At 71.0% G+C, this 19363-nt stretch carries 16 protein-coding genes and 1 tRNA gene; 12 read left to right on the forward strand and 5 right to left on the reverse strand.

The features are described from left to right. Positions 1-3: 3 nt before the first annotated feature. Entirely contained in the window at positions 4-1440 is a 1437-nt protein-coding gene (locus tag WFI52_RS02670) for a basic amino acid/polyamine antiporter (RefSeq protein WP_336625132.1), read from the reverse strand. 32 nt (positions 1441-1472) lie between these two features. Beyond that, positions 1473-2810 carry an NADP-specific glutamate dehydrogenase gene (gene gdhA / locus WFI52_RS02675; protein WP_442927677.1) on the reverse strand — a complete coding sequence of 446 codons (1338 nt, stop codon included), beginning with the start codon at positions 2808-2810 and terminating at the stop codon, positions 1473-1475. A 160-nt stretch (positions 2811-2970) separates the two neighbouring features. On the opposite strand from gdhA, the gene WFI52_RS02680 reads away from it, so the two are divergent. After that, the gene (locus tag WFI52_RS02680) at positions 2971-3570 is read left to right on the forward strand and encodes a gamma carbonic anhydrase family protein (protein WP_336625130.1); all 600 of its coding nucleotides are present in this window, start codon (positions 2971-2973) and stop codon (positions 3568-3570) included. A gap of 18 nt (positions 3571-3588) precedes the next feature. Here WFI52_RS02680 and WFI52_RS02685 read toward each other — a convergent pair whose 3' ends face one another. Further along, positions 3589-6276 carry a phosphoenolpyruvate carboxylase gene (locus tag WFI52_RS02685; RefSeq protein ID WP_336625129.1) on the reverse strand — a complete coding sequence of 896 codons (2688 nt, stop codon included), beginning with the start codon at positions 6274-6276 and terminating at the stop codon, positions 3589-3591. A 121-nt stretch (positions 6277-6397) separates the two neighbouring features. On the opposite strand from WFI52_RS02685, the gene WFI52_RS02690 reads away from it, so the two are divergent. The 3 genes from WFI52_RS02690 to WFI52_RS02700 all read left to right on the forward strand — a co-directional run bounded on the left by WFI52_RS02690 (position 6398) and on the right by WFI52_RS02700 (position 9720). Beyond that, positions 6398-7591, forward strand: a complete 1194-nt coding sequence (locus WFI52_RS02690; RefSeq protein WP_336625128.1) for a Na+/H+ antiporter NhaA — start codon at positions 6398-6400, stop codon at positions 7589-7591. Then, a complete protein-coding gene (locus WFI52_RS02695) occupies positions 7588-8295 on the forward strand; it encodes a MazG family protein (RefSeq protein WP_336625127.1) in 708 nt (235 codons plus the stop codon). The genes WFI52_RS02690 and WFI52_RS02695 overlap by 4 nt, the downstream gene beginning before the upstream one ends. A 156-nt stretch (positions 8296-8451) precedes the next feature. Beyond that, entirely contained in the window at positions 8452-9720 is a 1269-nt protein-coding gene (locus WFI52_RS02700; RefSeq protein WP_336625636.1) for a histidine--tRNA ligase, read from the forward strand. A 10-nt stretch (positions 9721-9730) separates the two neighbouring features. Here the strand turns inward: WFI52_RS02700 and WFI52_RS02705 are convergent, their stop codons facing one another. Then, complete coding sequence (locus WFI52_RS02705; RefSeq protein ID WP_336625126.1) at positions 9731-10981, reverse strand: APC family permease; 1251 nt, start codon at positions 10979-10981, stop codon at positions 9731-9733. A gap of 121 nt (positions 10982-11102) precedes the next feature. Between WFI52_RS02705 and WFI52_RS02710 the strand changes: the two genes are divergently transcribed. From WFI52_RS02710 to WFI52_RS02745, 8 genes are all read left to right on the forward strand, one after another. Further along, positions 11103-12425, forward strand: a complete 1323-nt coding sequence (locus tag WFI52_RS02710) for a GDSL-type esterase/lipase family protein (protein ID WP_336625125.1) — start codon at positions 11103-11105, stop codon at positions 12423-12425. An 82-nt stretch (positions 12426-12507) separates the two neighbouring features. Beyond that, the gene (locus tag WFI52_RS02715; protein WP_336625124.1) at positions 12508-13209 is read left to right on the forward strand and encodes an O-methyltransferase; all 702 of its coding nucleotides are present in this window, start codon (positions 12508-12510) and stop codon (positions 13207-13209) included. 98 nt (positions 13210-13307) lie between these two features. Continuing rightward, the gene (eno, locus tag WFI52_RS02720) at positions 13308-14588 is read left to right on the forward strand and encodes a phosphopyruvate hydratase (RefSeq protein WP_336625123.1); all 1281 of its coding nucleotides are present in this window, start codon (positions 13308-13310) and stop codon (positions 14586-14588) included. Positions 14589-14694: 106 nt separating this feature from the next. Next, the gene (locus tag WFI52_RS02725; RefSeq protein ID WP_336625122.1) at positions 14695-15237 is read left to right on the forward strand and encodes an FtsB family cell division protein; all 543 of its coding nucleotides are present in this window, start codon (positions 14695-14697) and stop codon (positions 15235-15237) included. 129 nt (positions 15238-15366) lie between these two features. Next, the gene (locus WFI52_RS02730) at positions 15367-15852 is read left to right on the forward strand and encodes a DUF501 domain-containing protein (protein WP_336625635.1); all 486 of its coding nucleotides are present in this window, start codon (positions 15367-15369) and stop codon (positions 15850-15852) included. After that, positions 15849-17222, forward strand: a complete 1374-nt coding sequence (locus tag WFI52_RS02735; protein WP_336625121.1) for a S8 family serine peptidase — start codon at positions 15849-15851, stop codon at positions 17220-17222. Before WFI52_RS02730 ends, WFI52_RS02735 begins: the two co-directional genes overlap by 4 nt. A gap of 68 nt (positions 17223-17290) precedes the next feature. Further along, the gene (locus WFI52_RS02740) at positions 17291-18778 is read left to right on the forward strand and encodes an NAD(P)/FAD-dependent oxidoreductase (protein WP_336625634.1); all 1488 of its coding nucleotides are present in this window, start codon (positions 17291-17293) and stop codon (positions 18776-18778) included. 83 nt (positions 18779-18861) lie between these two features. After that, positions 18862-18934, forward strand: a tRNA-Leu gene (locus WFI52_RS02745). Positions 18935-18988: 54 nt separating this feature from the next. Here WFI52_RS02745 and WFI52_RS02750 read toward each other — a convergent pair. Further along, on the reverse strand, positions 18989-19282 hold the full coding sequence (locus WFI52_RS02750) for a hypothetical protein (RefSeq protein WP_336625120.1): 294 nt from the start codon (positions 19280-19282) through the stop codon (positions 18989-18991). Between the last annotated feature and the right edge of the window lie 81 nt (positions 19283-19363).

The following is a 19363-nucleotide window of genomic DNA, read 5'->3' on the forward strand; positions in this document are numbered from 1 at the left end:
CGGCTAGAGCGTGATCGCGCCGGTCGTGAGCATCACGACGGCCGCGACGGCGCCGGCGAGGGCCAGGGCGAACAGCACCCACTCCCGCAGCGCGAACACGCGCGCGCCCGCGCGGCGCCGCGCGATCGCGAACAGGATCGTCCCGGGCACGAGGATCAGCATCGCGAGCAGTACGTACTCCCCACCCGCCGCGTAGAGCAGGAACGCCGTGTACCCCGTCGCGAGCGCGGCCACGACGACGGCGGTGCGCGACGCGGCTCGCGGACCGTCGCGACGGTCCGCCCACGCGGAGCGCAGCCCGAAACCCGCGGTGAGGAAGTACGGGATCAGCGCGAGCGCGCTCGTGAGGTTCAGGGCGACGTCGAACGCGTGGGCCGCGAACAGCACGACCACGAGCAGCGCCTGCACGAGCAGCGTCGACATCGTCAGCGCGCCGACCGGCACGTCGTGCGCGTTCGTCCGCGCGAAGACGGGAGGAAGGTCGCCGTCGCGTGCTGCGCCCAGCAGGATCTCCGCCGCCATGAGGGTCCAGGACAGGTACGCGCCGAGCACCGCGACGATGAGCGCGATCCCCACGAATACCGCGCCCCACGGCCCGACAACCGCCTCGAGCACGCCCGCGACGGACGGCTGCGGCAGCGCCGCGATCTCATCGCGCGGAAGGATGCCGAAAGACACGATCGTGACGGAGGCGAAGATCGCGAGCACGCTCAGATACCCCAGGACGGTCGCCCGCCCGATGTCGCGCCGGCGTCGCGCATGCCGTGAGTACGCGCTCGCTCCCTCGATGCCGATGAAGGCGAACACCGTCAACAGCAGCGTGCCGCGCACCTGCTCGAACATCGGCATCGACGCATCGCCGCTGAGGTTCGCGGCGAACACCACGGGGTCGAACGCGAAGAGGCACAGGAATACGAAGACCGCGATCGGCAGCACCTTCGCGACGCTGACGATGCGATTGACGGCTGCGGCCTCCCGGGCGCCCCGCCGGACGAGCAGGAAGAAGACCCAGAGGGCTACCGACGAGACGGCGACCGCGACCGGCGTGTCACCGTCCCCGAGCGCGGGGACGACGGCCCCCACGGTCGACATGATGAGCACCCAGTAGAGGACGTTTCCCGCGCACGCACTCGCCCAGTAGCCGAACGCGGAGAGGAACCCGGCGTAGCGTCCGAAGCCCGCGCGCGCGTACGAGTAGACCCCGGCATCCAGCTCCGGTCTGCGCTGAGCCAGGCGCTGGAAGCCGAGCGCCAGCAAGAACATCCCGGCACCCGCGACGAGCCAGGCCACGAGCGATCCGAAGACACCGGTCTGTGCGGCGAACGTGCCCGGCAGCGAGAACACGCCCGCCCCGACCATCGACCCGACGACGAAGCTCGACAGCGTGAGCATCGACACGGTCGTCCGCGGCGCGTGCGTCGATGCCGTCTCGTCTGTCATGCGGCGACTCCAGATCGGGGTGCGGCGGCGTGTCAGATGACGCCCTGTGCGAGCATCGCGTGCGCCACGCGCTCGAACCCGGCGATGTTCGCGCCCGCGACATAGTCGCCGGCGCGGCCATAGCGCTCCGAGGCATCCAGCGCCGACCGGTGGATGTCGGCGATGATCGCGCGGAGCTTGCGCTCGCTGTCGTCGAAGCTCCAGCGCTGGCGGGCGGCGTTCTGGCTCATCTCGAGCGCCGACGTCGCGACCCCGCCCGCGTTGGCGGCCTTACCCGGGCCGAAGAGGACACCCGATGACTGGAAGGCGGCGACCGCCGCGGGTGTCGACGGCATGTTCGCGCCCTCCGCGACGGCGCGGACGCCGCCCGAGATGAGCGCGCGGGCGTCGTCCTCGTCGAGTTCGTTCTGCGTCGCCGCCGGGATCGCGACGTCGACCTCGACCTCCCAGGGCCGCGCGCCTTCGACGAATCGTGCCGACGGACGCCGTGCGGCGTACGCGGAGATCCGCCCGCGCTCGACTTCCTTGATCTCGCGCAGCAGGTCGACATCGATGCCGTCGTCGTCGACGACGTAGCCGGAGGAGTCGGATGCCGTGACCGGCCGTGCGCCCAGCTCGTGCGCTTTCGCGATCGCATAGATCGCGACGTTCCCCGAGCCCGATACACCCACGCGCAGACCCTCGAGCGACTGGCCGCGCGCGGCCAGCATCTCCTCGGCGAAGAACACGGCCCCGTAGCCGGTCGCCTCGGTGCGCACTTCGGCGCCGCCCCACTGCACGCCCTTGCCGGTGAACATGCCCGACTCATGGCGGTTCGTGATCTTGCGGTACTGGCCGAACAGGAAGCCGATCTCACGCGCCCCCACGCCGATGTCGCCCGCAGGGACATCGGTGTGCTCGCCGAGGTGGCGGTACAGCTCGTTCATGAACGACTGGCAGAAGCGCATGACTTCGGCATCCGACCTGCCGTGCGGGTCGAAGTCGCTGCCGCCCTTCGCGCCGCCGATGCCTTGACCGGTCAGCGCGTTCTTGAAGATCTGCTCGAAGCCGAGGAACTTGATGATCGAAAGGTTGACGCTCGGGTGGAAGCGGAGACCGCCCTTGTACGGGCCCAGCACGGACGAGAACTGGATGCGGTAGCCGCGGTTCACCTGCACGCGTCCGGCGTCGTCGACCCACGGGACGCGGAACATGATCTGCCGCTCGGGCTCGACGATGCGCTCGGCGATGCCCGCGTCGACGAACCGGGGCTGGCGGTCCAGCACCGGCGCGATCGACTGCAGCACCTCGTGGACGGCCTGCTGAAATTCGGGCTCGTGCGGGTTCCGATCGGTGACGGTGTCGTAGACGCTCGAAACAGAGGGGGGCAGGGCGGCGAGGGTGTCGGTCACGGTGGAGCTCTCCGGCCGCGGTCGGGTGGGGCGGATGTCGTCGGGAGGGGTGCGCGCGGCCTGTTTCACCCTAGCGGCGCCGCGGGGCGCACTCGACGCGTGTGACATCCCGCCCTACGCTGAGCGGAGGAGGCCCATCATGCAGTTCGAGCACCTCGGAGCGCGTCCGCGCGTCCACCCGGGCGCCGTTGTGGCGCCGACGGCCGTGATCTCGGGAGACGTCACGATCGGCGAGGGGTGTCAGGTCCTCCATGGCGCGGTCCTCACTGCCGAGGGCGGCCCGATCACGCTCGGCGACAGCGTCATCGTGATGGAGAACGCGCTCATCCGTGCGAGCGCGGCCCACCCCGTGCACATCGGCTCGCACGTGCTCGTGGGCCCGACGGCGAGCCTCTCCGGCGCGACGGTCGCCGACGAGGTGTTCCTCGCGACCGGCACCCGCGTGTTCAACGGTGCGCGGATCGGGGAGCGGAGCGAAGTGCGGATCGGCGCCATCGTGCATCTGCGCACGGTTCTGCCACCCGAGTCGGTCGTGCCGATCGGATGGGTCGCCGTCGGCGATCCCGCGCAGATGCTCTCGCCCGACCGCCACGAGGAGATCTGGGCGCTGCAGAAGGACCTCGACTTCCCGGGCTACGTGTTCGGACTCGACCGCGAGACGCCCGACCTCATGATCCAGCTGACGGAGCGTTACGGCGCCGCTCTCGCGCGCCACGCTGCGGACCGTCGCCTCGACTGACGACGGCCCGGCGCGGCCTCACCCCGTGTTCTGCAGTCCCGCCGACACCCCGGAGACCGACAGCAGCAGCAGTCGCTGCCAGGGCGCCAGATCCGCTTCGGACACGTCCCCCGTGCGGAGCGTGCGCAGGGCGCGCAGCTGCAGCAGCGACAGCGCGTCGACGTAGGGGCTGCGCATCTTCACGGCGCGCTGCAGGACGGGTTTGTTCGCCAGCAGGCCGTCACCGCCCGTGATCCGCACGACCCAGTCGGTCGTGAGACGCATCTCCTCCGCGACGAGGTCGGCGAGGTCGCCGCGATCGCCGAGGTCGAGATACCGGCGTGCGATGCGCTCGTCGGCCTTCGCGAGGCTCATGCCGACGTTGTCGATCACCGTGCGGAAGAGCGGCCACTCGTCGTACGCGCGGCGGAGCACCTCGGCATCCCCGACGGCGTCGAGGGCGGTGCCGAGGCCGAACCACCCCGCGAGGTTGATGCGCGCCTGCGACCACGCGAACACCCACGGGATCGCGCGGAGGTCTTCCAGCGACTCGACCGACAGCCCGCGGCGGGCGGGACGCGAGCCCAGAGCCAGCAGGCCGATCTCCTCCATCGGGGTGACCGTCGCGAACCACGACGCGAAGCCGTCGGCCTTCACGAGCGCGAAGAACCGCTCGCGCGACGCGGCATCCATCGTCGCCGCGACGTCGGCGAAGCGGGCGGCAGCCGCACTGTTGCGCTCCTCGATCGAGGGGGCGGAGGCCAGGAGCACCGCCGCCGCGACCTGGTCGATGTGCCGCATCGCGATGTTCGGGTCGCCGTAGCGCGCGAAGATGACCTCTCCCTGCTCGGTGAGCTTGAACCGTCCGTCGACCGAGTGCGGCGGCTGCGCGAGAATCGCCGAGTTCGCGGGCCCGCCGCCGCGTCCGAGCGCCCCGCCGCGTCCGTGGAAGAGCGTCAGTTGGATGCCGGTCTCCTGCGCCCACCCGGCGATCTTCGCCTGGGCTTCGTAGAGGGCCAGGTTCGCGGCGACCGGCCCGACGTCCTTCGACGAGTCGGAGTAGCCGAGCATGACCTCGAGGCGGCGGTCGGTGGCATCCAGCCGGGCTGCGAACTCGGGGTACTGGACGATCTCGGCCATGATTCCGGGCGCTGCCTGCAGGTCGGCGAACGTCTCGAACAGCGGGATCACGTCGAGGACGGGCGGAGTGCCGCCGGGACCGACAGCGAAGCGGGCGAGCTCGTGCACGGCGGCGAGGTCGCTCGCCGACTGCGTGAACGACACGATGTAGCGGCCCGCCGCGCCCGGCCCGTAGCGGTGCTGGATCTGCGCGATCGTGCGGAAGACCTCGAGCACCTCCTCGGCCTGCGTGCTGAGCGCACCGCCGGCAGCACCGGCGTTCTCGCGGCACTCGGCGAGCACTTTGGCGTGTACGGCGGAGTGCTGGCGCACCTCGAGCTCGGCCAGGTGGAATCCGAACGTCTCCACCTGCCAGATGAGCTGCTGGAGGTGGCCGTACGCCTGGCGCGGCGCCCCGGCGGCGACGAGCGAACCCTGCACGACGGTGAGATCGGCGAGCAGTTGACTCGGCTCGCGATAGCCCAGATCGGCGTCCCGGCGGCGCGTCGCGACGATCCGGCGCGTGATGAGCAGCAGAGCGCGCTTGTGGGGCTCGCCCTTGGCGCGCTTGGCGGCGTCGGCGGCGCCGTCCTCGTCGGCGGCAGCGAGGCGCTGCAGGAGCGCGTTCAGCGCCGCGCTCGGCGGCGTCGTGTCCTCGGCGAGAGTCAGCGTCTTGGCGATGCGCCCGGCCGAGTTCGCGAGGCCGAGCAGCACGTGCTCCGCTGCGATCCCGGCGGCCTTCTTGGTGACGGATGCCGTGACGAACGGGTTCCCGTCGCGGTCGCCGCCGACCCACGTGCCGAGACGGACGAACGGGCGCACGACGGGCGCACGGCTGCCGGCGCCCGGCCCCTGCAGGGCGTCGTCGACGCGCCGGTACACGTGCGGGACGGCGGTGTAGAGGGTCTCGTCGAAGACCGCCATGATGGCGCGCACCTCGTCGACGGGGGTCGGCTTCTCCGCGCGCAGCGGCGCCGTGCGCCACAGGGTGTCGATCTCCTCGAGCATGCGGCGTTCGGCGCGGCGCTCGTCGGCGCCGCCCTGCAAAGACGCGTCGTGCTCGCTCAGAAGCTTCACGAGACGGCGGATACTGGTCGACACCGCGCGACGGCGCGCCTCGGTCGGGTGCGCCGTGAAGACGGGATGGAAGCGCAGGTTCTGCAGGCGCCGAAGCGCTGTGTCGTCGCCGACCTCGGCAGCCAGGCGCACGAAGGCCGCCGCGACGGAATCGGCGGCATCCTCCTTGTCAGGCCGCCCGTCACGCTCGCGCAGCACGCGGACGCGCTGGTGCTCCTCGGCGAGGTTCACGAGGTGGAAGTACACCGTGAAGGCCCGCGCGACTTCGTCGGCGCGTGAGATCGAGAACGACTCGGCAATCGACGCCGCGCGCTCGAACGCCTCCGCGGACTCGTCGGTGTAGGCCGCGATCGTCGCCTGGCGCAAGCGCTCGACATCCTCGTAGAGGCCGGGCGAACCGCTTTCGCGAAGGACGCGTCCGAGGAGCGCGCCGAGCATCCGCACATCGGCGCGCATGCGCTCGGGGAGCTCCTGTTCGGCCTCGTAGCGCCCGACGAGGTCGATGGCTTCGGTGCGGGTCAGTTCAGGCATTCCTCCACGGTAATGCCCGCCTGTTTCGGTTTTGTCACGCGTTACGATGGGTGAAGGTGTGCCGGGAAGTCTGGTCGGCGTGATTGCTTCCGACCCCGATTCAGAAGACTGAGGCAGTGGCATGAGCCTGCTCCGTTCCGACCGCTTCCCCGCTGTCATCCTCCTCTCCGCCGCCGCCGTCGGCCTCGTCGTCGCGAACACGGCTGCGCACGCGCCGGTGGACGCCGCGATGCACGTGTACCTCGGCATCCCGGGCTTCTTCGAGCTGTCCGTCGATCACTGGATCAAGGACGGCCTTCTCGCGATCTTCTTCTTCGTGGTGGCGGTCGAACTGCAGTACGAGTTGACCAGCGGCGAACTGAACTCGGCGCGCAAAGCCACGCAGCCGGCGATCGCGGCGGCGGGCGGCATCCTGGTGCCGATCGCGGTGTTCCTGCTTTTCGCGGGCGGCACCGAGAGCGCCTCGGGGTGGCCCGTGCCGACGGCGACCGACATCGCGTTCGCACTCGGCGTTCTCGCCGTCTTCGGGCGCGGGCTGCCGCCTGCGCTGCGCGTCTTCTTGCTCGCCCTCGCGATCCTCGATGACATCGTCGGGATCGTGTTCATCGCCGTCCTGTTCACGAGCGGTGTGAACGTGGGCATGCTCGCCCTTGCGGCGATCGGCATCGTCGCCTTCGGAATCCTGAGCCGTCAGCTCGATACGCGAGCGCGGCGCCCGGTCGCGGTCGCGCTCGTCGTCGTCGCCGTCCTCACGTGGGCGTTCGTGTACGCGTCGGGGGTGCACGCGACGATCGCCGGCGTCGCGCTCGGTCTCGCGATGGCACAGCAGCCGGCGCTGCGGGCGCGGCACGCACTCGAACCGTGGGTGAACGGTCTCGTGCTGCCGCTGTTCGCCTTCTCGGCCGCGCTCGTCGTCATCCCGGCGGTGTCGCCCGCGCAGCTGCAGCCGGCGTTCTGGGGGATCGCGGTCGCGCTGCCCCTCGGCAAGCTCGTCGGCATCTCGCTGTTCGGCTGGGTCGCGCTCCGGCTCGGCCGCGAGAAGGGCACCGCCCCGCCGCTGCCGTTCGCCGATCTGCTGGCTGCCGGCGCCCTCGGCGGCATCGGATTCACGGTGTCGCTGCTGCTCGGCGAGCTTGCGTTCGCGGGCGATGCCCTGTTGCGTGACGAGGCGATCCTGGGGGTCCTTGCGGGGTCCGTCGTCGCGCTGGTGCTGGCCAGCGTGCTCGTGTCGGTACGCTCCGCGCATTATCTGCGGCGGGCGCGTGCGGGGGAGCCCGCTTTCGAGGACCCGATCGAGAAGGAGGCATCCGCATGACCGCATCCCGCGAGACACCCGATCCGACGCGCGCGGCGGACTCGCTCCGCGAAGCTGCCGACACGATGCGCGCGGTCCGGGAGCGCTGCGTCTGGTCGCAGCGCATCACGCACGACGACCTCGTGCCCTATCTCGTGGAGGAGTCGGCGGAGCTCGTCGACGCCGTCGAGTCCGGTACGCGCGCCGACCTGCGCGAAGAACTGGGCGACCTGCTCTGGCAGGTCCTGTTCCACGCGGCGGTCGCCGCGGAGGACCCGGACGACCCGTTCACGATCGACGACGTGGCCGCAGGGCTCGTCGAGAAGATGGTGAGGCGGCATCCGCACGTCTTCGCCGACGCGGTCGCCACGACACCGGAGGAGGTGCTCGTTCACTGGAACGCGGCGAAGGCCGCGGAGAAGCGCACGCGGCGCTCGGTGCTCGACGGCGTCGCGCCGCACATGCCCTCCCTCGCGCTCGCGCAGAAGCTCCTCGGCCGTGCCGCCCCGATCGGCGTGACCCGCGCGCCGGCCGGGTCCCCTGCGCCCGGGTCCGCTGCGCCCGGGTCCGCTGCGCCCGGGTCCGAGGCCGAGCTGGGGGAGGCGCTGCTGGGTCTTGTCGCGCTCGCGCGCGCGCGCGGATGGGACGCCGACCGAGCGCTGCGCGGCGCGATCCGCAGGCTCGAGGCCGAGGTCCGCGACGCCGAGACGACAAAGCTCCGGTGATTCGGCACGGTTCGGGCCGATAACGCCCGTGCGGGCGCGAAGAGAACTGCGGTTCGGAGGAGTTTTCGCACATCGCCCCGACGCGCCGGCCAAAGATTCCACGGCACCGCGACCTGGAATACTGGCTGGGTGCCCTCCGTGAACCCACCGCGCGGCATGCGCGACTTCCTCCCCGCCGACAAGGCCCGTCGCGAGCGCGTGCTCGCCGTGATCCGCGAGCGCTATCGCGCCCACGGGTTCGACGAGATCGAAACGCCCGTCATGGAGGACTACGGCCGCCTCCACGCCGGCATCGGCGGCGACAACGAGAAGCTTGCGTTCAACGTCCTCAAGCGCGGACTGGATGCCGAGGCCATCGCTGCGGCTGAAGCCGACCCCGCTCGACTCGCGGATCTGGGCCTCCGCTACGACCTGACCGTGCCGCTCGCACGGTTCTACGCGACGCACCGCGCGGAGCTTCCGGCGGTGTTCCGCTCGATCCAGATGGCGCCGGTCTGGCGTGCGGAGCGCCCGCAGAAGGGGCGCTACCGCCAGTTCGTGCAGTGCGACATCGACATCATCGGCGATGCGACGGGCCGCGCCGAGGCCGAGCTCCTCGTCGCAACCCTCGACGCGGTCGACGCCCTCGGACTCGAGGGGGCGACCGTGCGCGTCAATGACCGCCGCGCACTGGACTGGATGCTCGGACACTTCGGCTTCGGTGCCGACGAGCGTCCGGGGGTGCTCATCACGATCGACAAGCTCGACAAGATCGGTCCGACTGGCGTCGTCGCGGAGCTGCGCGAACGCGGCGCCACGGCGGCGGCCGTCGACGCGTTCGAGGCGTTCCTGCGGCGCCCGCAGACGCTCGAGCTGGGCGCGTTCGGCTCCGCGGCGATCCGCAAGGCCCTTCCCGACGGCGCCCCCGACGAGATCATCGACGACCTCGTCGCCTTGGGCGACGCGGTCGCGGCTGCCCGCGGCGTCCCGCAGCCCTACTTCACACTGCCGATCGCGTTCGACCCGTTCCTCGTGCGCGGCATGGGCTACTACACGGGCACGATCTTCGAGCTGGCGCACCCGAGTGTCGACTACTCGCTCGGCGGCGGCGGACGGTACGACGGCATGATCGGTCGCTTCCTCGGTCAGGACGTCCCTGCCGTCGGGTTCTCGATCGGTTTCGAGCGGATCCTCGACCTCGTCGAGGAGGTCGAGGATGCCGCGGCATCCTCGATCGTGCTCGTCCACGACCGGGACGTGCCGCTCGCCGAGCTCGCCGCGCACAAGGCGGCGCTCGTCGCGGACGGGTCACGCGTGCGGCTCGAACAGCGCACGAAGAACCTCAAGGCGCTCCTCGAGCGAGCCGCCGCGGACGGCTACGCGGCGTTCGCGACGGTCGCCACGGGTCAGGGCGCCGCCGACCTCGAGATCAAGCCGCTCGGCTGAGTAGCCCGCGTCAGCGCGGCCCGCGCTCGGCGCGTCGTGTGCGCACGCTGCGGTACGCGACACCGATCGCGACGACGGCGATGCCCGCCACGACGCTCTGCCAGGGCAGCGTGACCGCGAGGATCGTGCACCCCGCCATCCCGACGGCCTGCAGGACCCGCGGATAGCGGCGCGCTTCCGCGCTCTGCCGCCACGCGGCGACGTTGGCGACGAAGTAGTACACGAGCACCCCGAACGACGAGAACCCGATCGCGCCGCGCAGGTCCACCGTGACGATGAGCGCGATGACGACGACCGCGACAGCTAGCTCGGCGCGATGCGGCACCTGCGTGCGCGGGTGCACAGCGGCCAGGCCCGCCGGGAGGTCTCCTCCCCGCGCCATCGCGAACGAGGTACGCCCAATCCCCGCGACGAGCGCTAGCAGTGCGCCCAGTGAGGCGGCGGATGCCGCGACCCGGACGATCGCGTCCGTTCCCGCCCAGCCGGCAGCAGCGGCCGCCGCCGCGACGGGCTGGGGCGCCGCCGCTGCTCCCGCGGGGCCGAGCGCCCAGAGCACGGACGCCCCGACGACCGCATAGACGGAGACCGCGATGATGAAGGTCAGCGCGATGGCTCGCGGGATCGTGCGTCGCGGGTCGCGGACCTCCTCGCCCATCGTCGCGATGCGGGCGTAGCCGGCGAACGCGAAGAACAGCAGACCGGCAGACTGCAGCACGCCGTAGACGTCCGCCGTCGCGGCACCCGGCGCCGCGTCGGCACGCGGGGCCGCGAAACCGGCGGCGACGGCGACGGCGAGGCCGGCGAGCGCGACGACGACGATGATCCGCGTGAGGAGTGCCGTGCGGGTGACGCCGAGGAGATTCGTCGTCGTGAGAGCGAGCACCGCCACGATCGCCACCGGCCGCTCCCACCCGGCCGGCGCGGCGTAGGCGGCGAAGGTCATGGCCATCGCGGCGCAGCTGGCGGTCTTGCCGACGATGAAGCCCCATCCCGCGACGAAGCCCCACCACGGGCCGAGCTCTGCACGACCGTACGCGTACGTTCCGCCCGCGACGGGATGGGCTGCCGCGAGCTGAGCGGAAGCGGTCGCATTGCACAGCGCGACCAGCGCTGCGACGGCGAGGCCGACGAGGAGAGCACCGCCGGCCGCCTCGGCGGCTGGCGCCCAGACGGCGAAGACGCCGGCGCCGACCATCGAACCCAGACCGAGCGCAACGGCGTCGCCGAGGCCGAGGCGGCGTGCGAGAGCGGGTGAGGACACGTGCGCACTTTAGTGGCCGCGCGTGGCGCGTACGTGAACGGATCTGTCGCGGAGCAGCCCGCTGCCGGGCGCCCAGAGCGCCCGTCACCGGCCGTTCACGTGAATCCGGTGAACTCCACGTGTGGCTCGCTCCCGCACACGGCACACACCGCACACATCGCGCACGCCGGCCCGCGCCGCTGGCCTTGCGGTCGGGGCGGTCCTCGTCGCCACGGCCTCTGCACGCCTGATCCTGACGCGACAGGCCGCGGTGGCCCGCCGTCGGATCGGAAAGCCGCTCGGTGAGATCGCTCTCGACGCGGACCGGGTGTGGCGCCCGAAACTCGGCGGCACGCCCGTCGAGCTGCTCATGGTCGGCGATTCCATCGCGGCGGGGCTCGGGGCGGAACGCCCCAAAGACGTCCTCGGTGCGCGGATCGCGAAGAGCGTCGCGGGGTTCCTGCAGCGGCCCGTCCGCCTGCGGACGGCGGCGCAGGTCGGTGCCGAGTCGCAGGATCTCGCGCGCCAGATCGATCGGCTCCCGGAGTCGTATCGTCCCGACGTCGCGGTCGTCATCGTGGGTGGGAACGATGTCACGCACCGGGTTCCCGTCGCCTCAGCCGCGGCGGACCTGGCGGACGTGATCACGCGTCTGCGCGCCCGCGGGGCGGAGGTGGTCGTCGGCACGTGCCCCGATCTCGGCGCCCTGCGCGCTGTCCCGCAGCCGTTGCGGAGCCTCGGCGCCCAGGCCTCGCGGCAGCTCGCCCGTGCGCAGGCGGTTGCGGGCGAGCGTGCCGGAGCACGCGTCGTCTCGCTGCGGCGTGCCGTCGGCCACCTCTTCGTCGCGCACCCCGATGACATGTTCAGCATCGATCGGTTTCACCCGAGCGCCCTCGGCTACCGTCGCACGGCCGATGCGCTCGCGCCCGAGGTCGTCGCGGCGCTGGCAGGTGCGGCCTCGGCGCCCACGGATGCGCCGTCGACGCCGGTCGCGCTAGCGAGCCCGGCCACGCGGGCGCAGAATGTGCGCATGACTCTGCACGTGCGCACGACCCTGCCCCAGAACGGCCCCGCGACCGCGATCGAACTGACCGACGCGCAGGTGGAGGAGCTCGGGGGCGGCAAACGCGCCGCCGTCGTCGTCCGCATCGGTGAGCGCGTGGCGCGCCTCCGCCTCGGTGTCATGGGCGGCAAGAACCTGATCGGTATGTCCAAGGCCGCGCGCGCCGAGCTCGGCGTCGAGATCGGCGACACCGTCGAGGCATCCATCGATCTGGACTCCGCAGAGCGCGAGATCACGGTGCCGGACGACCTCGCGGCGGCGCTCGATGCGGACGGCCTGCGCGCAGCGTTCGACGCTCTCGCGCCCTCTCGACGCAAAGAGATCGTTCGCGGCGTCACCGAGGCGAAGCAGGCGGCGACACGCGAGCGCCGCATCGCCGCGGCGGTCGATTCGCTGGGCTGAGCGCCCCGGCATCCGTGGCGCGTCGCTTCTCGCGCTCGACCGTCGGTTGACGAGGGCGCGCGCGCCCGGTTTGCTGGAGGGCATGCCTCAGCTTGACGCGGAAGCCGCGGACGCCGTTGACCGCTACCTCGTCGAGACGCTCGTGGGGCGCGATGTCGATCTGGATGCCGCGGTCGGCGCTCAGCGCGCAGCCGGGATGCCGGACATCGAGGTGGCGCCGACCGGCGGCAAGCTCCTGCACCTGTTGACCCGGGCGATCGGCGCGCGCCGGGTGCTCGAGATCGGCACCTTGGGCGGTTACTCCACGATCTGGCTGGCGCGGGCGCTGCCCGCGACCGACCCCGACGCACGTGTCGTGACGATCGAGGCCGAGCCCGCGCACGCCGCCGTCGCGCGGCAGAGCGTCGATCGGGCGGGCGTGGGGGAGCGGGTCGAGATCCGCGTCGGCCGCGCGGTGGACGTGTTGCCGACACTGAACGCCGGCGACGCATTCGACCTCGTCTTCATCGACGCCGACAAGGAATCGAACACCGTCTACCTCGATTGGGCTGCGCGGCTCGCCCGTCCGGGGGCGCTCGTCGTGGTCGACAACGTCGTGCGATCGGGTCGGGTCGCCGACCCCGCCGACGACTCCGCACAGGTCGCGGGAGTGCGCGCGGGACTGGCGATGCTGCGTGACGATCCGCGATTCGAAGCCACGGCGCTGCAGACCCTCGATGCCAAGGGCTGGGACGGGATAGCGGTCGCCCTCGTCACCGGCGAGGCGTCTCCCGCAGCGGGTTGATCCGGCCCGTCCTCTGTGACCTCGGCATCCTGGTCACTATGCTCGAAACCGGACCGACGACGCTCCGAGATTCATCCTCCACAAGCAAGGAGTCCCCTGTGGCACTGATCGAGGCTGTAGGCGCACGCGAGATCCTGGATTCGCGTGGCAACCCGACCGTTGAAGTGGAGGTGCTCCTCGACGACGGCATCGTCCAGCGTGCGGCCGTCCCCTCCGGCGCGTCCACCGGCGCGTTCGAGGCGTACGAGCTGCGCGACGGCGACAAGAGCCGCTACGGCGGCAAGGGCGTGCTGAAGGCCGTGAACGCCGTCATCGACGAATTGGGCCCGGCGATCGAAGGCGTGGATGCCAGTGAGCAGCGCATCATCGACGAGATCCTCATCGCGACCGACGGCACGGAGAACAAGTCGCGCACGGGTGCGAACGCGATCCTCGGCGTGAGCCTCGCGGTTGCGAAGGCGGCGGCCGATGCGGCCGACCTGCCCCTGTTCCGTTACCTGGGCGGTCCGAACGCGCACGTCCTACCCGTCCCGCTGTTCAACGTCATCAACGGTGGCGAGCACGCCGACAACGGCATCGACTTCCAGGAGTACTTCCTCGCCCCGATCGGCGCGGAGACGTACGGCGAGTCGCTCCGCTGGGGCACCGAGGTCTACCACGTCCTCAAGGGCGAGCTGAAGGCAGCCGGGTACAACACCGGTCTCGGCGACGAGGGCGGCTTCGCCCCCGACCTCCCGAGCAACCGCGAGGGTCTCGACTTCCTCATCAAGGCGATCGAGAAGGCCGGTTTCACCCCCGGCAAGGACGTCGCCGTCGGCCTCGACGTCGCCGCCACGGAGTTCTTCAAGGACGGCGTCTACACGGTCGAGGGCAAGGCCTGGTCGGCCGAGAAGCTCACCGACTACTTCGCCGACCTCGTCGCCAACTACCCCGTCGTCACGATCGAGGACGCCCTCGCCGAGGACGACTGGGATGCCTGGAAGCACCTCACCGACGTGATCGGCGACAAGGTGCAGCTCGTCGGCGACGACCTGTTCGTCACGAACCCGGTCCGCCTGCAGAAGGGCATCGACCTCGGCGTCGCGAACGCCCTCCTGGTCAAGGTGAACCAGATCGGCACGCTCTCCGAGACGCTCGACGCGATCGCACTCGCGACGCAGAACGGCTACCGCTCGATGCTCTCGCACCGTTCCGGAGAGACCGAGGACACGACGATCGCCGACCTCGCCGTCGCGGTCAAGGCGGGCCAGATCAAGACCGGCGCCCCCGCCCGCAGCGAGCGCGTCGCGAAGTACAACCAGCTGCTGCGCATCGAGGAGGAGCTCGGTGACGCCGCGGTCTTCGCCGGTCGCGCTGCCTTTCCCCGGTTCAAAGGTTGAGGCCCGGTTCAAAGGTTGAGGCCCGCTTCAAGGACTGAGCCCCGGTTCGCGGGCTGAGGCGCGTTTCGCAGGATGATTCGCGCGTCCGCCGCTTAGGCTGGACGGCATGACGAGAGAGGGAGCCGCGCGCCACGCGCCGGCTCCCTCTCCTCGTGCCGGTGCTCCGGCGCGCCGATCCTCGGCGACGCGACGGGTCGACGTGCGGGAGTGGGCCGGCGGTATCCGATTCACGGCGTTCACGGGCATCATGCTCGGTCTCGTCGTGCTGGCGGTGTTCGTGCTCGTGCCGACGGTGGGTGTCTACGTCTCGCAACGGCAGCAGATCGCCGCGCTCGAGCAGTCGGTGAAGCTCACGTCGGATCAGGTTGCGCAGCTCGAGCAGCAGAAGGAGCGCTGGGCCGACCCCGCGTACGTCACGTCGCAGGCGCGCGCGCGGCTCTACTACCGGTACCCCGGCGAAGTGGTGTACCTCGTCGACGATGATCTGCCGGCCTCGTCGCTCCCGCCCGACCAGCTGCCGGTGAGCGAAGACGTCACCGAGACGCGATCCGATTGGATGTCGCAGCTCGTCCGCTCCGTGACGTGGGCCGGACTCACGCAGACGGCCGTCGGACCGGTCGAGGACGCCGGGGACGTTCCGGCGGGCTGACGCGGCACCCTCGCTCGTTCGACATCGAACGCCGCCGGCCGATCCAGCTCGCCGTCAGGCGGTCCCGGTACGCTGGACGACGTGCCGCACCCGACTCTCAGCCCCGCGACCGACCGCGACCTCGATGTCATGCGGGCGCAGCTGGGACGCCCCATGCGAGGCGTCGTCGGCATCGCTGCGCGCTGCGTGTGCGGCAATCCGACCGTCGTCGCGACGGAGCCGCGGCTCCCCGACGGCACGCCGTTCCCGACGTTCTACTACCTGACGCATCCCGGAGCGACGGCGGCCATGTCGGCGCTCGAGGCGGGTCACGTCATGCCCGAGTTCGCCGCTCTGCTGGCCGAGGACGCCGCGGTCGCGGAGGCCTACGCCGGTGCCCACGCCGCCTATCTCTCCGACCGCGCCGTGTACGGCGAGGTCGAGGAGATCGCCGGCATCTCGGCGGGCGGCATGCCGACCCGCGTGAAGTGCCTGCACGCGCTCGCCGGGCACGCGCTCGCGGCGGGGGCGGGCGTCAATCCCATCGGCGATCTCGCCCTCGAGCGCGCTGAGTGGTCGCCCGAGCGGTGCACCTGCGCCGACCCCGGTGCGGAGCCGCCGCAGGAGTCTGCATGAGGATGCCGCGACGACGCTTCCGCCGCATCGCCACAGCGCTCGTCGTCGGCGCGCTCGCCGCAGGGATGAGTGCCGCGCCCGCGGGCGCGCTGACCGGATCGGAACCCGTCGGCAGCCCCGCCGCGGCGAGGGTCGGGGCTGGTGTCGCGGTGCCGACGGTCGATCCGACGCCGTCGCCCACGCCCGGGAGCGACATTGCCCGAGCCGCTGAGTACTGGCTCGACGAGTACGGGGTGCGGAGCGCCTGGGCGACGACGCGCGGCAAAGGGCAGACGATCGCCATCATCGACACCGGCATCGGACGCGGGCCCGTCGAGTTCTCGGGCGCGGTCACCGGCGGCGCGGACTTCTCCGGCGTCGGCGCGTCCGACGGGAGAAAGCCCGTCGGTGCGGTCGACGGCAATCACGGTAGTTGGGTGGCGTCGCTCGCGGCGGCGCGCGGGACCGGTGCCGATACGGGGATGATCGGCGTGGCGCCCGAGGCGAGTCTGCTGTCGATCTCGATCGGGTTCGGCGCGTCGTCCTCGGTGCCGTTCGTGCAGCAGGTCGCCGACGCGATCCGGTGGGCGGTCGATCACGACGCCGACATCATCAATCTGTCGTTCACGACGAACACGCTCACCTGGGACCCGTCGTGGGACGACGCGTTTCTCTACGCGTTCTCGCACGACGTCGTCGTCGTCGTCGCAGCGGGCAACAAAGGGAGTGGGACCGACGAGGTCGGCGCTCCCGCGACGATCCCGGGCGTCCTCACCGTCGGCGGGGTCTCGCGCAGCGGCACGGCGAGCGAAGAGGCGTCCACGCAAGGCATCACGATCGGCATCTCCGCGCCCAGCGAGGAACTCCTCGGGGTCTCGGCCGACGGCCAGCTCGTGCAGTGGAACGGCACGAGCGGCGCCGCGCCGATCGTCGCGGGAATCGCGGCATTGGTGCGGGCAGCGCACCCCGAGCTCGACGCGAACAACGTCATCAATCGGATCATCCGCACTGCGCGCCCTGCGGCCGGAGCGACTGCCAGGCCCGATCCGAAGTACGGTTACGGGCTCGTCGATGCCTCCGCAGCGGTCACGGCGGATGTCGCCTCGGTCGACGCCAATCCGATGGGCGACCTCGCCGAGTGGGTGCGCCTCTACCGCCGCGCCGACATCGACCCGGCGCCGCAGCCCACGGCATCCGCCGCGCCGTTGCCGGAGCTTCCGGCGGCCGATACCGTGCCGGTCAGCTCGCCCCTGCTTCCGAACGCGGATACGCTCCGGTACGGGACGGTACCGCTCGTGGGGGTCACGCTGGCCGCTATACTGGTGGCGCTCGGCGTCACTGCTGCTGCCCGGCGCATCAGATCGGAGCGCGCACGTCCTCCGAGCCGTTGATTCAAGGAGTTCTTCCACCTGTGAGCCACACAGCGTCCAGCACTGCCGTTTCCGTCGCCGGTACCGCAGTGCCCAAGATCCTCGTCGTCGGTGGCGGATACGCCGGCTTCTACACTGCATGGAAGCTCGAGAAGCACCTGCGTAAGGGTGAGGCCGAGGTCACGATCGTCGACCCGCTGCCGTACATGACGTACCAACCCTTCCTCCCCGAGGTCGCGGCGGGCGAGATCGAGGCGCGGCACGCCGTCGTGGGGCTCCGCCGTCACTTGAAGAAGACGCGCGTCATCACGGCGAAGGTGACCGGCATCGACCACGCGAACCGCACGGCCACGATCACCCCCGAGCAGGGCGAATCGTGGCAGGAGAGCTACGACCAGATCGTCGTGACGGCCGGCGCCGTCTCGCGTACCTTCCCCATCCCGGGCATCGCCGACAACGCGATCGGGCTGAAGACGATCGAAGAGGCCGTCGCGGTCCGTGACCGCATCCTCACGAACTTCGACCGCGCGGCCAACCTGCCCGCCGGCCCGGAGCGCGACCGCCTGCTGACGGTCGTCGTCGTGGGTGGCGGTTTCGCGGGCATCGAGGTGTTCGCCGAGATGCGCGCCCTGGCATCCTCTCTCCTGAAGCTGTACCCGCAGCTCCGTTTCGAAGACACGCACTTCCACCTCATCGAGGCGATGGGGCGCATCATGCCGGAGGTGTCGCTCAAGACGAGCGAGTGGGTGTTGAAGGACCTCGCCAAGCGCGGCGCCAACGTGCACCTCGACACGCAGGTCACCGGCGCCGTCGACGGCAACGTCGAACTGTCGACGGGGGAGATCATTCCCACCGACCTGATTGTCTGGACCGCGGGTGTCATGGCGAACCCGACCGTCGTGCGCGGCAGCGACCTGCCCGTCGAGGAGCGCGGTCGCATCCGTGCACGCGCGGACCTGCGCGTCGGCTCCGCCGAAGAGATCGTCGACGGCGCCTGGGCCGCTGGCGATGTGGCCGCGGTCCCCGACCTCACGGGCAAGGGCGTCGGCGGCTACTGCGTGCCGAACGCCCAGCACGCCGTGCGCCAGGCCAAGCTCCTCGCGAAGAACCTCGTGGCGGTGCTGCGCGGCGAGGTACCGCGCGAGTACATCCACCACAACCTGGGCGCAGTGGCTGGCCTCGGTCTCTACAACGGTGTGTTCCAGTCGGGCAACATCGCGCTCAAGGGCTTCGTCGCGTGGTGCGCGCACCGCGGCTACCACGGCCTCGCGATGCCGTCGTGGGAGCGCAAGTGGCGTGTGATCGGCGACTGGTGGCACAACTTCTGGCTCGACCGCGACAACGTGTCGCTGCAGACGGTGCAGAACCCCCGCTACGTCTTCGAGGAGTTCGCGGCACGTCCGCGCCCCGCCGCCGCTCCGGCAGCGCCGACCGCTCCTGCTGCGCCCGCGATCGATCCGAAGTCGGTCGCCGCGGAGAAGAAGGATGGCGCGCCGGCGGCGAGCGAGCCGACCGCCGAGAAGGCTCCCGCGAAGAAGGCTCCGGCCAAGAAGGCGCCCGCCAAGAGCGCGTCCTGAACGGCTCCGCAGACCGATCGAACCCCCGCCGCGTCGCCGCACGGCGGGGGTTCATCGCGTCCTGCCCGGTAGCCTGGCTTCAGGCCCCCGTAGCCCAATGGCAGAGGCAGGCGACTTAAAATCGCTTCAGTGTGGGTTCGAGTCCCACCGGGGGTACTGACGGATTCCGCGTGTCGTTGCCGCGCGCTGGGTGCGGCTGCTCGCGCGGCCTCAGGATTCGCGGTGGCTCCGCTCCCAATACCGGAAGACGACTTCGTGCTCGGGGAGCGCTCGGCGCACCTGCTCGAAGATTCGTCGACCTTGCGCTTCGTGCTCTGCGGCGATGTGCGGACTGGGCCAGCCGCTCTCATGATCGAAGTTCTCGTTGAACCGTGCAGCCCAGGCTCGACACTCGGCGGCGAGCTCCGCCGGCAGGTGCGGATCGTCGTCTGCGCAGAGGCCGATGTCCCGACCGCCCCAGAACGGCCACGCTGCGGAGTAGTCGTTCATGAGCACGTACCTCATGCGTCCAGTGTGCCCCGCGACGTCGACGCTGACCAATCCGAAATCGTCCCCGCGCCGAACGCCCTATGACGGCGGGAGATC

Source organism: Microbacterium sp. MMO-20 (genome assembly GCF_037147735.1).
Taxonomy (GTDB): Bacteria; Actinomycetota; Actinomycetes; order Actinomycetales; family Microbacteriaceae; genus Microbacterium.

What these genes read in the sequence shown, in the direction of transcription:
- WFI52_RS02670 (WP_336625132.1), bottom strand. Translation starts at nt 1,440, where the DNA reads ATGACAGACGAGACGGCATCGACGCACGCGCCGCGGACGACCGTGTCG.
- WFI52_RS02680 (WP_336625130.1), top strand. Translation starts at nt 2,971, where the DNA reads ATGCAGTTCGAGCACCTCGGAGCGCGTCCGCGCGTCCACCCGGGCGCC.
- WFI52_RS02685 (WP_336625129.1), bottom strand. Translation starts at nt 6,276, where the DNA reads ATGCCTGAACTGACCCGCACCGAAGCCATCGACCTCGTCGGGCGCTAC.
- WFI52_RS02690 (WP_336625128.1), top strand. Translation starts at nt 6,398, where the DNA reads ATGAGCCTGCTCCGTTCCGACCGCTTCCCCGCTGTCATCCTCCTCTCC.
- WFI52_RS02695 (WP_336625127.1), top strand. Translation starts at nt 7,588, where the DNA reads ATGACCGCATCCCGCGAGACACCCGATCCGACGCGCGCGGCGGACTCG.
- WFI52_RS02700 (WP_336625636.1), top strand. Translation starts at nt 8,452, where the DNA reads ATGCGCGACTTCCTCCCCGCCGACAAGGCCCGTCGCGAGCGCGTGCTC.
- WFI52_RS02715 (WP_336625124.1), top strand. Translation starts at nt 12,508, where the DNA reads ATGCCTCAGCTTGACGCGGAAGCCGCGGACGCCGTTGACCGCTACCTC.
- WFI52_RS02725 (WP_336625122.1), top strand. Translation starts at nt 14,695, where the DNA reads ATGACGAGAGAGGGAGCCGCGCGCCACGCGCCGGCTCCCTCTCCTCGT.
- WFI52_RS02730 (WP_336625635.1), top strand. Translation starts at nt 15,367, where the DNA reads ATGCGGGCGCAGCTGGGACGCCCCATGCGAGGCGTCGTCGGCATCGCT.
- WFI52_RS02735 (WP_336625121.1), top strand. Translation starts at nt 15,849, where the DNA reads ATGAGGATGCCGCGACGACGCTTCCGCCGCATCGCCACAGCGCTCGTC.
- WFI52_RS02750 (WP_336625120.1), bottom strand. Translation starts at nt 19,282, where the DNA reads ATGAGGTACGTGCTCATGAACGACTACTCCGCAGCGTGGCCGTTCTGG.